The sequence below is a fragment of the Sagittula sp. P11 genome (assembly GCF_002814095.1).
Lineage (GTDB): Bacteria > Pseudomonadota > Alphaproteobacteria > Rhodobacterales > Rhodobacteraceae > Sagittula.
The window spans coordinates 3786657-3798734 of record NZ_CP021913.1 but is presented as its reverse complement, the minus strand read 5'-3'; the positions used below and the strand labels follow the sequence as shown (position 1 = coordinate 3798734).

13 protein-coding genes are annotated in these 12078 nt (G+C 66.8%); 10 read left to right on the top strand and 3 right to left on the bottom strand.

The window, feature by feature from the left end:
- Positions 1–81 precede the first annotated feature (81 nt).
- Together CDO87_RS18370 and CDO87_RS18365 are read right to left on the bottom strand one after the other, a co-directional pair.
- Positions 82–234, bottom strand: a complete 153-nt coding sequence (locus tag CDO87_RS18370) for a DUF2256 domain-containing protein (RefSeq protein WP_100930124.1) — start codon at positions 232–234, stop codon at positions 82–84.
- A 64-nt stretch (positions 235–298) separates the two neighbouring features.
- Positions 299–451, bottom strand: a complete 153-nt coding sequence (locus tag CDO87_RS18365; RefSeq protein WP_157815040.1) for a hypothetical protein — start codon at positions 449–451, stop codon at positions 299–301.
- A 174-nt stretch (positions 452–625) separates the two neighbouring features.
- Between CDO87_RS18365 and pepN the strand changes: the two genes are divergently transcribed.
- The 4 genes from pepN (at position 626) to CDO87_RS18345 (ending at position 5682) form a co-directional block, all read left to right on the top strand.
- On the top strand, positions 626–3178 hold the full coding sequence (gene pepN, locus CDO87_RS18360; RefSeq protein WP_100930122.1) for an aminopeptidase N: 2553 nt from the start codon (positions 626–628) through the stop codon (positions 3176–3178).
- Positions 3179–3451: 273 nt separating this feature from the next.
- Positions 3452–4195 carry an SDR family oxidoreductase gene (locus CDO87_RS18355; protein ID WP_100931029.1) on the top strand — a complete coding sequence of 248 codons (744 nt, stop codon included), beginning with the start codon at positions 3452–3454 and terminating at the stop codon, positions 4193–4195.
- Positions 4192–4641, top strand: a complete 450-nt coding sequence (locus tag CDO87_RS18350; protein ID WP_100930121.1) for a hypothetical protein — start codon at positions 4192–4194, stop codon at positions 4639–4641. The genes CDO87_RS18355 and CDO87_RS18350 overlap by 4 nt, the downstream gene beginning before the upstream one ends.
- Positions 4642–4818: 177 nt before the next feature.
- Positions 4819–5682: a lysophospholipid acyltransferase family protein gene (locus CDO87_RS18345; RefSeq protein WP_100930120.1), complete on the top strand. Its 864-nt coding sequence runs from the start codon at positions 4819–4821 to the stop codon at positions 5680–5682.
- 81 nt (positions 5683–5763) lie between these two features.
- Here the strand turns inward: CDO87_RS18345 and CDO87_RS18340 are convergent, their stop codons facing one another.
- The gene (locus CDO87_RS18340; protein ID WP_254698204.1) at positions 5764–6729 is read right to left on the bottom strand and encodes a transglycosylase SLT domain-containing protein; all 966 of its coding nucleotides are present in this window, start codon (positions 6727–6729) and stop codon (positions 5764–5766) included.
- Positions 6730–6947: 218 nt separating this feature from the next.
- On the opposite strand from CDO87_RS18340, the gene CDO87_RS18335 reads away from it, so the two are divergent.
- The 6 genes from CDO87_RS18335 (at position 6948) to CDO87_RS18315 (ending at position 12047) form a co-directional block, all read left to right on the top strand.
- Positions 6948–8150 carry a hypothetical protein gene (locus CDO87_RS18335; protein ID WP_100930118.1) on the top strand — a complete coding sequence of 401 codons (1203 nt, stop codon included), beginning with the start codon at positions 6948–6950 and terminating at the stop codon, positions 8148–8150.
- Positions 8151–8387: 237 nt separating this feature from the next.
- Entirely contained in the window at positions 8388–9902 is a 1515-nt protein-coding gene (gene gatB / locus CDO87_RS18330) for an Asp-tRNA(Asn)/Glu-tRNA(Gln) amidotransferase subunit GatB (protein ID WP_100930117.1), read from the top strand.
- Positions 9903–9941: 39 nt separating this feature from the next.
- Entirely contained in the window at positions 9942–10181 is a 240-nt protein-coding gene (locus tag CDO87_RS18325; protein WP_100930116.1) for a hypothetical protein, read from the top strand.
- Positions 10168–10305, top strand: coding sequence for a hypothetical protein (locus tag CDO87_RS26845; RefSeq protein ID WP_157815039.1), 138 nt, complete (start codon positions 10168–10170; stop codon positions 10303–10305). The genes CDO87_RS18325 and CDO87_RS26845 overlap by 14 nt, the downstream gene beginning before the upstream one ends.
- A 473-nt stretch (positions 10306–10778) precedes the next feature.
- A complete protein-coding gene (locus tag CDO87_RS18320; protein ID WP_100930115.1) occupies positions 10779–11249 on the top strand; it encodes a DUF4177 domain-containing protein in 471 nt (156 codons plus the stop codon).
- A 171-nt stretch (positions 11250–11420) separates the two neighbouring features.
- Entirely contained in the window at positions 11421–12047 is a 627-nt protein-coding gene (locus tag CDO87_RS18315) for a J domain-containing protein (protein WP_100930114.1), read from the top strand.
- The last annotated feature ends 31 nt before the right edge of the window (positions 12048–12078 follow it).

Sequence of the window (12078 nt, the reverse complement as noted above, 5' to 3'; positions counted from 1 at the left end):
GACCAATCGCCGCTTATTCAATTAAAGCGATGGAAAATAAAGATTATCGTGCCCGGAAGGGCAAACCGCTCCCTTAACGGCCTACCGCTTTTCGGACCGCTCCCGCCTGCACCGTTCCGAACAATAGCGGACCTCGTCCCAGACCTTCGCCCACTTCTTGCGCCACGTGAACGGTCGCCCGCAGGTGGCGCAGGTCTTCACAGGCAGATCGCGTTTCTTCACAGCCTTTGACATCGTCCCCACATACGAAAAACGCGCCCGGAAACCGGACGCGTTCTGAAACACGATTGCGCGAGGATCAATCGGCAGCCGGTCCCGGCACCTCTTCGGCACCGACGCCCGGCACGACCTCGATCTGGGTCTCGGCGCCCTGCGGGTCCTGGCCCTGGATCACGACCCAGCCGACCCAGCCCAGCAGCATGATGCCGACAACGATCAGAAGCACGCGCATGCCCGTCAGCGGGCCTGCGTGGCGTTTCTCTTGTTTGTGAATGTTCGTCTCTGGGGCGGACATATCAACCTCTTTCCATTTGCAACTGCGGCGCGGTTGCCGCTCGTCGGTTACAGGAATAACACTCGGGCAGCCGCCCGGGTTCCATCGGGCACGACCAGAAGGAGCACCGCGATGAAGGCCGAAGCCCCCCAGACCATCTATCTCAAGGACTACACCCCGTTCGGCTGGCACGTCGAAAGCGTGCACCTCACTTTCCGTCTGGCGCCGAACAGCACCCGCGTGCTGTCGAAGATCCGGTTTGCCCCCAACCCCGACGCCCCGGCACAGGACTTCTTCCTGCACGGCGAGATGCTGAAACTGATCGGTGCGAAGATCGACGGCACACCCGTCACCCCGGACGTGACCGAAGAGGGCCTGACCGTCACCGTCCCCTCCGGCGCCTTCCTCTGGGAAGCGGAGGTGGAAATCGACCCGAAGGGCAACACCGCGCTCGAAGGGCTTTACATGTCGAACGGCATGTACTGCACCCAATGCGAGGCCGAAGGTTTCCGCAAGATCACCTACTACCCCGACCGCCCCGACGTGATGTCGACCTTCACCGTCCGGATCGAGGGCGACGAGAAGGTGAAACTGTCGAACGGCAACCCGCAGGAAGCGGGAGAGGGCTTTGCCGAATGGCACGATCCCTGGCCGAAGCCCGCCTACCTCTTTGCACTGGTGGCCGGCGACCTCGTGAACTTTCCGGGCGCCTTCACCACCATGTCCGGCAAGGAGGTGGAGCTGAACATCTGGGTCCGCCCCGGCGACGAGGACAAGTGCGCCTTCGGGATGGAGGCGCTGAAGAAGTCGATGAAGTGGGACGAGGACGTTTACGGACGTGAATACGACCTTGATATCTTCAACATCGTGGCCGTCGACGACTTCAACATGGGCGCGATGGAGAACAAGGGCCTGAACGTCTTCAACTCCTCCTGCGTGCTGGCCTCGCCGGAGACCTCGACCGACGCGAACTTCGAACGGGTCGAGGCGATCATCGCGCACGAGTACTTCCACAACTGGACCGGCAACCGCATCACCTGCCGCGACTGGTTCCAGCTTTGCCTGAAGGAGGGCCTGACGGTCTTCCGCGACGCGCAGTTCACCTCCGACATGCGGTCGGAGCCGGTCAAGCGGATCTCCGACGTGATCGACCTGCGCGGCCGCCAGTTCCCGGAGGACCAGGGCCCGCTGTCGCACCCCGTCCGCCCGGAAAGCTTTCAGGAGATCAATAACTTCTACACCGCGACGGTCTACGAGAAGGGCGCCGAGGTGATCGGCATGCTCAAGCGTCTCGTGGGGGACGAGGCCTATGCCAGGGCGCTCGACCTCTACTTCGACCGCCACGACGGGCAGGCCTGCACGATCGAGGACTGGCTGAAGGTCTTCGAGGATGCGACGGGCCGTGACCTTGCCCAGTTCAAGCGCTGGTACAGCCAGGCAGGCACGCCGCGCGTGTCGGTGTCCGAATCCTTCGCGGACGGCACCTATTCGCTGACCTTCCGGCAAGAGACCCCGCCCACCCCCGGCCAGCCCGAGAAGGCGCCGCAGGTGATCCCGATGGCCGTGGGGCTGCTGAACCCGAACGGCGACGAGGTGCTGCCGACCACGCTCCTCGAGTTTAACCAGTCTGAACAAACCTTTAATTTCAGTGGTTTCGCGGCGAAACCTGTGCCCTCCCTGCTCCGCGGATTCTCCGCCCCCGTGGTGCTGGACCGGGAGGCGGGCCGCGACGAGCAGGCGTTCCTCCTGGCCCACGATACCGACACCTTCACCCGCTGGGACGCCGGCCGGCAGCTTGCCCGCGAGACGCTGGTGGACATGGTCCTGACCGGCGCGACGCCCGACATGGCCTATATCGACGGGCTGGAGGCGGTGCTTCGCGACGAAACCCTCGACCCCGCCTACCGGGCGCTGATGATGGGCACGCCCTCCCAGTCGGAGCTGGCACAGGTGCTGGCCGACCGCGGGCACGTCCCCGATCCCGATGCCATCTGGCAGGCCGCCGAGACGCTGGCGCAGGTCAAGGCGGAGCGCTGGACCGACCTCCTGCCGCGCCTCGCCGCGGAGGCGGAGGTCACCGCCCCCTACAGCGCCGACGCCGAACAGTCGGCCCGCCGGGCGCTTGGCGCGGCGGTGCTGTCGCTGCAGACCCGGCTCGACGGCGGGGCCGCGGCGGAGGCGCAGTTTGGCCGCGCCGACAACATGACCCTGCAGCTTTCGGCCCTGTCGAACCTGATCCGCGCGGGCCGGGACGATGCGGCGCTGAAGGCCTTCCACGACCAGTGGCAGGGCGACCGTCTGGTGATGGACAAGTGGTTCGGCCTGCAGATCGCGGCCACCACGCCGGAGAAGGTGGTGCCGCGGACCGAGGCGCTGACCGCGCATCCGGCCTTCGACTGGAAGAATCCCAACCGCTTCCGGGCCGTCATGGGGGCAATGATGATGCACCATGCCGGTTTCCATTCGGTAGACGGTGCGGGCTATCGCCTGCTGGCGGACTGGCTGATCCGGCTCGACGACGTGAACCCGCAGACCACGGCGCGGATGTGTTCTGCCTTCCAGACCTGGCGGCGCTACGATGCCGGGCGGCAGGAGATGATCCGGGCGGAGCTGGAGCGTATCCGGTCGAAGCCGAAGCTGAGCCGCGACGTGGACGAGATGGTGAGCCGTATTCTCGGCGCCTGAGGGCGGGGCGTCCGGCCGGAGCCTTCGGCCATTCGGGGCGTTTCGCTGCCTGCGGCAGCGATCCGGTGGGGGCCTTGCCCCCACACCCCCAAGGTATTTGGGCCAAGATGAAGCATATTCGCTTGGCAATGGCGGGCGCGCCGGGGCCTTCGGGCCGGGCGCGCCTTGCAGATGTGGGACGGCCGGGTCTAGCCTTGCGCGCCGGTCAGACGGGAGAATGGGGTCCATGAGCAGCAACAGAGATTTCGGGAATTTCATGACGGGATGTGCGGCGTGAGCGGGGTGCTGATCGTCACCGGTGCCTCTGCCGGGATCGGGGCTGCCACGGCACGCAACGCCGCCTTCAACGGCTGGCCGCGCATCGTGGTGCATTACGGGCAGGACAAGGCGGGCGCCGAGGAGACCGCCTCGGTCGTGGAGAGCATGGGGGCGCAGGCCTACCTGTTGCAGGCCGATGTCTCGAAACCGAAGGCCGTCCAGAAGATGTTCGACACCATCTCGGGCATGAAACCGGGGCGGGTCGGACTGGTGAACAACGCCGGGATCGTGGCGCAGACCGGCACGATCATGGACCTGACGCCGGAGCGGGTGGAGAAGGTCTTTGCCGTCAACGTCTTGGGCGCCATCGAGGTAGCGCGGCAGGCGGTTGGCCTGATGCGGGCCTGGGGCAAGGGCGGCAGTATCGTCAACATCTCGTCTGCGGCGGCGCGGCTGGGATCGGCCAACCAGTACATCGATTACGCCGCGAGCAAGGGCGCCATCGACACCTTCACGCTGGGGCTTGCGGACGAGCTGGCGCCGGAGGGCATCCGGGTCAACGCCATCCGGCCCGGTCTGATCGAGACCGCCATCCACGCCAAGGGCGGTGTACCCGACCGGCTGGAGAAGCTGGGGAAGACGCCGCCCATGGGTCGCCCCGGCACCGCCGACGAGGTGGCGGAGGCGGTCCTCTGGCTGCTGTCGGAGCGCGCCTCCTATGTCACCCGCTCGATCCTCGACGTGGCCGGGGGGCGGTGACCGGAAACCTGCCGGTTCTGGAACATCGCGCCTCGGGGCGGACGCCTTGGGCGGCGCTGGCGCTGATCCTCGTGTGGCTGGCGATCCTGACGCTCTGGCTGGTGCTGGAGGCCGCGGGCTGGATCGTGGCGCTGCTGATGCTGGTCACCCTGCCCGCCGCGCTCGACTTTGCCCGCGACCGGCAGGCCGGGCTGCGGCTGGACGACCGGACGCTGGCCTGGCGGTCGGGCGGCAGCGAGGGGGAGATCGCGCTGGCGCGCATCCGGACCGCGCGTTTCGAGACCCGGCTGGACCTGTCGGTGCGCGCCCGCCTCGTCACCGACGACGGGCGCCGCATCACCCTGCCACAGGACTGCCTGCCGCAGCCGCCCGCGCTGGAGGAGGCGCTGAGGCGACGTAACGTCACGACGGAGCGTCACCATTTCGGCCTGCGCCCGGACCGTTAGCCGCCCTTTCCCTGCACGTCCGGTGCGTTATGTATAGCAGGACGTATTCCGGAGCGCCGGTCGGACTGTCCCCACCGGCGGCTGTTAACCGCCATGACGCAGCGGTGCACTGTCGTCTGGACAGCTGCGCCCCTGTCTGTCATGGAAACTTTAACAACTTGTGATCATGGCTGACGAATGAAAGACCGTATCGACCCCCTGATCGAGGAACGCGCGCCATGGTTCTCGCGGCAGAATTCTTTCGTTGCCGCTGCCCGCGCCGTCCTCGAACGGCTGCTGACATATGACCACACGCTGGAGGTGGCCGGTCAGCTCGACCACATGACGGCGCAGGACGGTTTCCGCCTGCTGGGCAGCCTGATCGCCAAGGACGTCGAGATCTCCGGCCTCGACAATATCCCGCGCCACGGACCGGCGCTGATCGTGTCGAACCACCCCACGGGGCTGGCCGACGGCGTGATCCTCTACAATGCGCTGGGGACGATCCGGCCCGACACCTATTTCTTTGCCAACAAGGACGTGGTGCGCGTCCTGCCGCAGCTCGACGACATCGTCTGCCCGGTGGAATGGCGGCAGGAGAAGCGCTCGCATGCCAAGACGCGCGAGACCATGGCATATTGCCGCCGCGCGGTGGAAGACGGCCGGCTCGGCGTGATCTTCCCCTCGGGCCGTCTGGCCAAGCGGCGCGGCCTGTCGCTGCACGAGCGGCCCTGGATGGCGAGTGCGGCGATGATCGCGCGCAAGCTGGACCTGCCGGTGATCCCGGTCAACATCCGCGCGCGCAACTCGGTGATGTTCTACCTGTTCGACCTTCTGCACCCGACGCTGCGCGACATTTCCCTGTTCCACGAGACGCTGAACAAGGCGCGCCAGCCGTTCCGCATCACCGTGGGCGAGCCGATCTCTCCCTCTGCGCTGCCGGCGAAGAGCGAGGAAGGCATCGAGATCCTGCGCCGGGCGACCTTGTCGCTGGGCGGGCCGAAGGCACCTGCGGTGAGCCTTCTGGACGCGACGCGGCGGCCGAGCTGGCTGAAGGCCTGAAGGCTTTGCGCATCTGACAAGCGAAAGGCCCGCACTCTGGCGGGCCTTTTTGTTTTCCGGGTGTCTGGCGGCTTGCGGCGATCAGCCTTCGGATTGGGTGCTGATGAGCATCCGGACCGGGTTGTCCATCGCCTCCCGCAGGGTTTCCACCGGCGGCAGCGCGTCCTTCAGGGCGCGGGCGAAGACGGAGATCGGGCGGGCCTCCGGGCGGACGTTCTCGAACGAGGCGAGGATCGTGCGCATGCGCTCGGTCTCCCACTGCTGCTGGAGTTCGTCGGGCCGCGCGACGGGGCGCAGCGAGCGGGCGATGCCCTGGCAGTAGCTTTGGCTGCGGGTCCAGTCCATGATGTCGCTGCGCTTGCGCGAGGAGTGGAACGGGCCCCAGTCGGCGGCGACGCCGCGCATGCCCGCGCTGACCACCTTGTCGCGCTTGACCGTCACGGCCATGATTCGCAGCGCGCAGGAGAGGTTGTCCTCCGGGTCCTTGAGGGCCGATCCGCTCTTTGCCTTGCACTGATAGCGACGTGCGGTGTCGGGCAGGATCTGCGTCAGACCGTACCAGCGGCCGCCGCCGCCCACCGCGGTGGGGCGATGTGTGCTTTCGTGCCACGCCAGCGAAGAAATCAGGCCCACCCAGAAGGCTTCGCGCTGTTCGCGGCTTGCGGTCGGATACGCCGGGCAGTACGAAGCGATATCCCTCGGCACAATATCGGGGAGTGCGTGGGCATGGCTCCGCAATCCCTTGAGGACGGCGAGAGTCCAGCTTTTGCGACCGGGTTTGGTGTCCCATCTTGCATCCGGGACGGCGAGGCGACGCTGTTTCGGGCGCACCGATGCCATCACCGCCTGCTCGGGGGCAGCTACGGTTGGCACGGGCCCGACCTGTGACAGCAACGGATTGGCATCCGCAGCGGTCCAGACCGACGATGTCCCGATGAGCGTGATAAGGGCAGCAGCACGCAACATGACCGCGGCACCCTGCCGGAAACGATCCGGATTCGCAATACCGCCAAATGATGCAAAATTGCGCAGGATTGCCGCACCCACGAAGGCGCTGATGAAGATCGCACCGCTTTGCGGACGGCATGGCCCGGGACGGGGATTGTTAACGGTCGGGTAACCAATGCGGCGGCCGCAGGCAGACGTTCCGAAAAACGTCGGATATAGGTCGGGGCGGTTCCGCGAAGCCGCCGTCTTTTGGCCCACATGCGCCGACAGACTGGGGGCCTGCATCCTGCTGCTGCCTGCCCGGAACCATCCTCACCATGCGCCCGAACCGCTATGCCGACCAGAGAGCCCTGCGCGCCCGCCTTGGCACGGCCACGCTGCCGCCGCTGCGCCCTCGGGTGGAGATCGCGGTGCGCGCACCCGGTCCCGACGCGGCGCAGCGGGCCGACCACATCGCACGGGGCCGCCACCTTGCGCGGCAGGAGGCCTGGGACGAGCTGGCCGAACTGATCGCCGCCGCCGACCGGGGCGGGCAACTGACCGACGGGTTGTTCCCGGTGGCGCTGCTGCTGGCGCAGGGGGCGCGGTCGGACGTGGTGCAGGCCGCCCGCGAACTGGTCCGCCGCGGAGAGCCGAAGACGGCACGCGCAATCCTCGCCGCCTTCCGCGCGGCTCTGGAGGATGAGGACGCGGGCCCTCCGCTCGACGGGCTGGCGGCGCTGGCGCATGTGGACGTGGCGCTCTCGTGGCGCGGCGCTTCCGCCCCGGCACAGCTTTCGGCACAGCGCCGCGCCGCCTATGCCTGGCACATGGGAGAGGCGCGCGCGCTCGCCGACCGTCACGACGCGTTCGAGGCGGGATCGTCCTACTGGGCCGCGCTGCGCTGCGCCGTGCTGGAGGCGGACCCGGCGCCCGCCGCCCGTGTCGCCGACGATTACGAGGACCTCGTCGAACTGGCGCCGGAGGTGCCCGCCCACATGATGGCGCTGGGACACGACCTGCGCCCGCGCCGCTTCGGCAGCTGGGAAATGCTCGACAGCCAAGCCCGCCGCGTGATCGGCCAGACCTGCGACATCTGGGGCATGGCGGGCTACACATGGGTCTATATCGGCGCGCTGGAGCGGGACGCGGGCGCACTGCGCCGGGTCGATGCCGAGCTCTTCACCGAAGGGCTGCACGACATATTGCAGCGCCACCCGACGCAGGACATGGCCAACCGGATGGCGGCCTTCACCGGGCTGACGCTGGGCGGCCCGTCCGACCCGGGCTCTGCCCGCCGCCGCCTTGGCGATGCCTTCGGCTGGATCACGCAGGACTACCTGCGCGAACTGCACCCGGAGATCTGGGCCAACGCCCCCTCCCCCGGTCGCCCCCTGCCGCCGGAGGATTCGCAGGACACCGTCCGCCGCGGCCGGGTGCGGGCGATTTCCACCATGGCCGAGTATTACGCCCCGGCGCTGGACGTGGGCCGACGCCTCGTCTTCACGCCGGACGGCGTGCGGATGCTGAAGGGGGATTGAAGGCCGTAGCGAATTGGCTGCGGCTTTGCAGCCTCCAAACGCGTATGCCGTGACCGGACACCGGACAGGCCGGATTTTGCACAGATGCAGCACAAGAGCCCGTCGCGCGGCGGGTTCCGGCTGGCGCAGCGCGCGGCCCCGCGCCATGATGCGCGGGCGGTCCGGCGCCGGGGCCTTGCTCCGCCCCGCCCGGTGTTCTAGACCGCAACCCATTCTTGAGCATCGCGAGGCCCCGACATGCTGGATCTGACCTACGAGACCCCGAAACCCAAGGTGATCGCCGGGGCGAAGCACGACTGGGAACTGGTCATCGGGATGGAAGTGCACGCGCAGGTCGCGTCCAAGGCCAAGCTGTTCTCCGGTGCCTCGACCCAGTTCGGGGCGGAGCCGAACTCCAACGTGTCCTTCGTGGACGCGGCCATGCCGGGGATGCTGCCGGTCATCAACGAATACTGCATCGAGCAGGCCGTGCGCACGGGCCTTGGCCTTAAGGCGCAGATCAACCTCGTGTCCGCCTTCGACCGCAAGAACTACTTCTACCCCGACCTGCCGCAGGGCTACCAGATCAGCCAGCTCTACCACCCGCTGGTCGGCGAGGGCGAAATCCTCGTGGACATGGAGCCGGGGATCGCGCGCAAGGTGCGGATCGAGCGCATCCACGTCGAACAGGACGCGGGCAAGTCGATCCACGACATGGACCCGAACATGTCCTTCGTCGACCTCAACCGCACGGGCGTCGCGCTGATGGAGATCGTCAGCCGCCCCGACATCCGCGGGCCGGAAGAGGCCGCTGCCTACATCGCCAAGCTGCGCCAGATCCTGCGCTACCTCGGCACCTGCGACGGCAACATGCAGAACGGCAACCTGCGGGCCGACGTGAACGTGTCGATCTGCCTGCCCGGCGCCTACGAGAAGTACCAGGAGACGCAGGACTTCGGCCATCTCGGCACGCGCTGCGAGATCAAGAACATGAACTCCATGCGGTTCATCCAGGCGGCCATCGAATACGAGGCGCGCCGCCAGATTGCCATCGTCGAAGGCGGCGGCAAGGTCGACCAGGAAACGCGGCTCTACGATCCGGACAAGAACGAGACGCGCTCCATGCGGTCGAAGGAAGAGGCGCACGACTATCGTTACTTCCCCTGCCCCGACCTGATGCCGCTGGAGATCGAGCAGGCCTGGGTCGACGACATCGCCGCCTCGCTGCCGGAACTGCCGGACGAGAAGAAGGCGCGCTTCATGGGCGATTTCGGCCTGACGGAGTATGACGCCAACGTGCTGACCGCCGAGACGGTGAACGCCGCCTATTTCGAGCAGGTCGTGACGGAGGCGGGCGACGGCAAGCTGTCGGCCAACTGGGTCATCAACGAGCTTTTCGGCCGCCTGAAGAAGGACGACCGCGACATCACCGACAGCCCGGTGGCGCCCGGTCAGCTGGCGGCGATCATCAAGCTGATCAAGTCGGACGCGATTTCCGGCAAGATCGCCAAGGACCTTTTCGAGATCGTCTATACCGAGGGCGGCGACCCGGAGAAGATCGTCGAAGAGCGCGGCATGAAGCAGGTCACCGACACCGGCGCGATCGAGACGGCGGTGGACGAGATCATCGCCGCCAACCCTGCGCAGGTGGAGAAAGCCAAGCAGAACCCCAAGCTGGCGGGCTGGTTCGTGGGCCAGGTGATGAAGGCGACCGGCGGCAAGGCCAACCCCAAGGCGGTCAACGAGATCGTCGCGCAGAAGCTGGCGCAGTGACGCGGCGCCGGTGATGCGATCCGGCGGGGGAACCTCGGGATGAAACGGCTGCGCGACGAGCTTCTGGTCTACAACGAACGGATCAAGCTGGTCGCGACGTCGCTGAACGCCATCGCGCTGGGGCTTCTGGGCTTTGCGGTGCTGCGTCCGGCGACCGACACGGCGCTCTCGCTGGAGCTGTCCTCGTTGTGGTGGGCGGTCATTGCACTGGCATTTCACGCGCTTTCGCACTATATGTTGGGAAGACTGCACAAGGAGTCTGCCGATGACAGCCTATGAATTCTGGATGCCGCTGGTGCTTCTGGGCGGGTGTTCCCTCGGCGTCCTGTGGATGCGGCACGAGGGCAAGGTGCTTGAACGCCGCCTCGAGGAAGCCCGCGCCGAAAAGCGCCCCACGAAGTGACCGCAGCGCCGCAAGGCGCCGCGCGGTGGTCCCCGGCCACCTTCTGACTCCCTCAAATCTTTTGTCCGATCATGGGTCTTCCGAACTTGGGGGACAGCAAGGTCATGCCGATATCGCAATGTCGGGCCGCCCATCGCGGCAAGATCATTGCGCGCAGGCGCCCTTTCTCGCATTCAAATTCCGCTACGTAAGGATTCCCTGACTGACAAACCCGTGATGTTTGCGTTATCTTCCCTGTACCGAAGGGTAGTTCACCCCGAGGCAGTCCCAGGATTGGTCGGGGCGACACGCAAAAGATTGGCAGCGGGGGATTTGATCCGTTTGTTCAGAGCTGACAGGGGCCAGGTCGTGAGACCGGCCCCTTTTTGCGTGCGGCCACGGTTGCGGAACGGGGCATGTGCGGACCGTATGCGGCGCCTAAAGGGGGCAGGTTTTCGCTTCACTCGCCCTGCCGGGCTGATACTCTGCCCGTCATGAGGTACGAATACCGGATCGTCCCCGCCCCGGAGAAGGGCGAGAAGCTGAAGGGCGCCAGTGCGGAGGCGCGCTTTGCCGCCGCCGTCGAACGTGTGCTGAACGACATGGCCGCGCGGGGCTGGGAGTACCAGCGTACCGACACCCTGCCCGCAACCGAACGCGCCGGGCTGACAGGGGCAGAGACGGTCTGGCGGAACCTTCTTGTCTTTCGCAGGCCGCACGCGGCGGATGCGAGCGTCTTCCAGCCGCGCCTGCTGGAGCCACCGCAGACCGCCAGCGTCACAGCCCCCGCGCCTCAACTATGGCGGGTGGAGGACACACACGCCGATCCCGAGGCAGAGCCGCCTGCCCCGCCGGCCCGCCCCCCGCGCACGCCGGTCGGGCCGCATGATGCGGCGGACGTGGCGCTGCGCACGGCGCTGACCGGCCCGATCGACGGCGGCTCCCCTCCCGAGGGGTCGGCCTGACCTCCGTTCCTGCGCTGCCACGCGATTGCGCAGCGCCTGCCGGACCTGCCGGATGGGACGGCAGGAGGCACGGGCAGCATCCCGCGGGTCGCGACATTTTTTCCGGCTGCCCCCTGTTCTCCGGACGACAAATGTCTAAAATCTGGCGTCCGAGTCGAGATGAGGTGAGAGATGAGCAGACCCGATCCCTTCGGTTTCGACATGTCCGTCAGGTCCGCGAAGAAGAAGAACCCGCGCGGCCGGAAGGGCATGACCGGCGAATCCGAGACATCGCAGCGCGTCTGCGATCATGACGGCTGCGAGGAACCGGGCAAGTTCCGCGCACCCAAAGCCCCCGATGTGCTGGACGACTTCTACTGGTTCTGCAAGGACCACGTACGCGAATACAACGCACAGTGGTCCTTCTTCGAGGGCAAGACCGAAGCCGAGATGAACGCGCAGGCCTCGTCCGACAAGGTGTGGGAACGCAAGACCAAGGACTGGCGCGATCCGGAGGCGAAGGCCTGGGCCCGGCTGGGCATCGAGGACCCGCACCAGGTGCTGGGCGACAAGGCGACGCGCAACCCGGGCCGCAAGAAGGCCGGCGGCGGACGCAAGCTGCCACCGACCGAACGCCGCGCGCTGGAGATCCTGGAGGCCGAGGACACGCTGACCAAGGCGGAGCTCCGCAAGGTCTACAAGAAGCTGATCAAGGTGCTGCACCCGGACATGAACGGCGGCGACCGCTCCCAGGAAGAGCAGCTGCAGGAAGTCGTCTGGGCGTGGGACCAGATCAAGGAATCGCGCAACTTCAAGTAAGGGCGCGCCCTTCCCCAAACACGAAATTGGC

Bases quoted from the DNA above. Each gene is read 5' to 3' on its own strand.
- CDO87_RS18320 (WP_100930115.1), top strand. From the start codon at position 10,779: ATGAGGTACGAATACCGGATCGTCCCCGCCCCGGAGAAGGGCGAGAAG.
- CDO87_RS18345 (WP_100930120.1), top strand. From the start codon at position 4,819: ATGAAAGACCGTATCGACCCCCTGATCGAGGAACGCGCGCCATGGTTC.
- CDO87_RS18365 (WP_157815040.1), bottom strand. From the start codon at position 451: ATGCGCGTGCTTCTGATCGTTGTCGGCATCATGCTGCTGGGCTGGGTC.
- CDO87_RS18315 (WP_100930114.1), top strand. From the start codon at position 11,421: ATGAGCAGACCCGATCCCTTCGGTTTCGACATGTCCGTCAGGTCCGCG.
- CDO87_RS26845 (WP_157815039.1), top strand. From the start codon at position 10,168: ATGACAGCCTATGAATTCTGGATGCCGCTGGTGCTTCTGGGCGGGTGT.
- CDO87_RS18370 (WP_100930124.1), bottom strand. From the start codon at position 234: ATGTCAAAGGCTGTGAAGAAACGCGATCTGCCTGTGAAGACCTGCGCC.
- pepN (WP_100930122.1), top strand. From the start codon at position 626: ATGAAGGCCGAAGCCCCCCAGACCATCTATCTCAAGGACTACACCCCG.
- CDO87_RS18335 (WP_100930118.1), top strand. From the start codon at position 6,948: ATGCGCCCGAACCGCTATGCCGACCAGAGAGCCCTGCGCGCCCGCCTT.
- CDO87_RS18325 (WP_100930116.1), top strand. From the start codon at position 9,942: ATGAAACGGCTGCGCGACGAGCTTCTGGTCTACAACGAACGGATCAAG.
- gatB (WP_100930117.1), top strand. From the start codon at position 8,388: ATGCTGGATCTGACCTACGAGACCCCGAAACCCAAGGTGATCGCCGGG.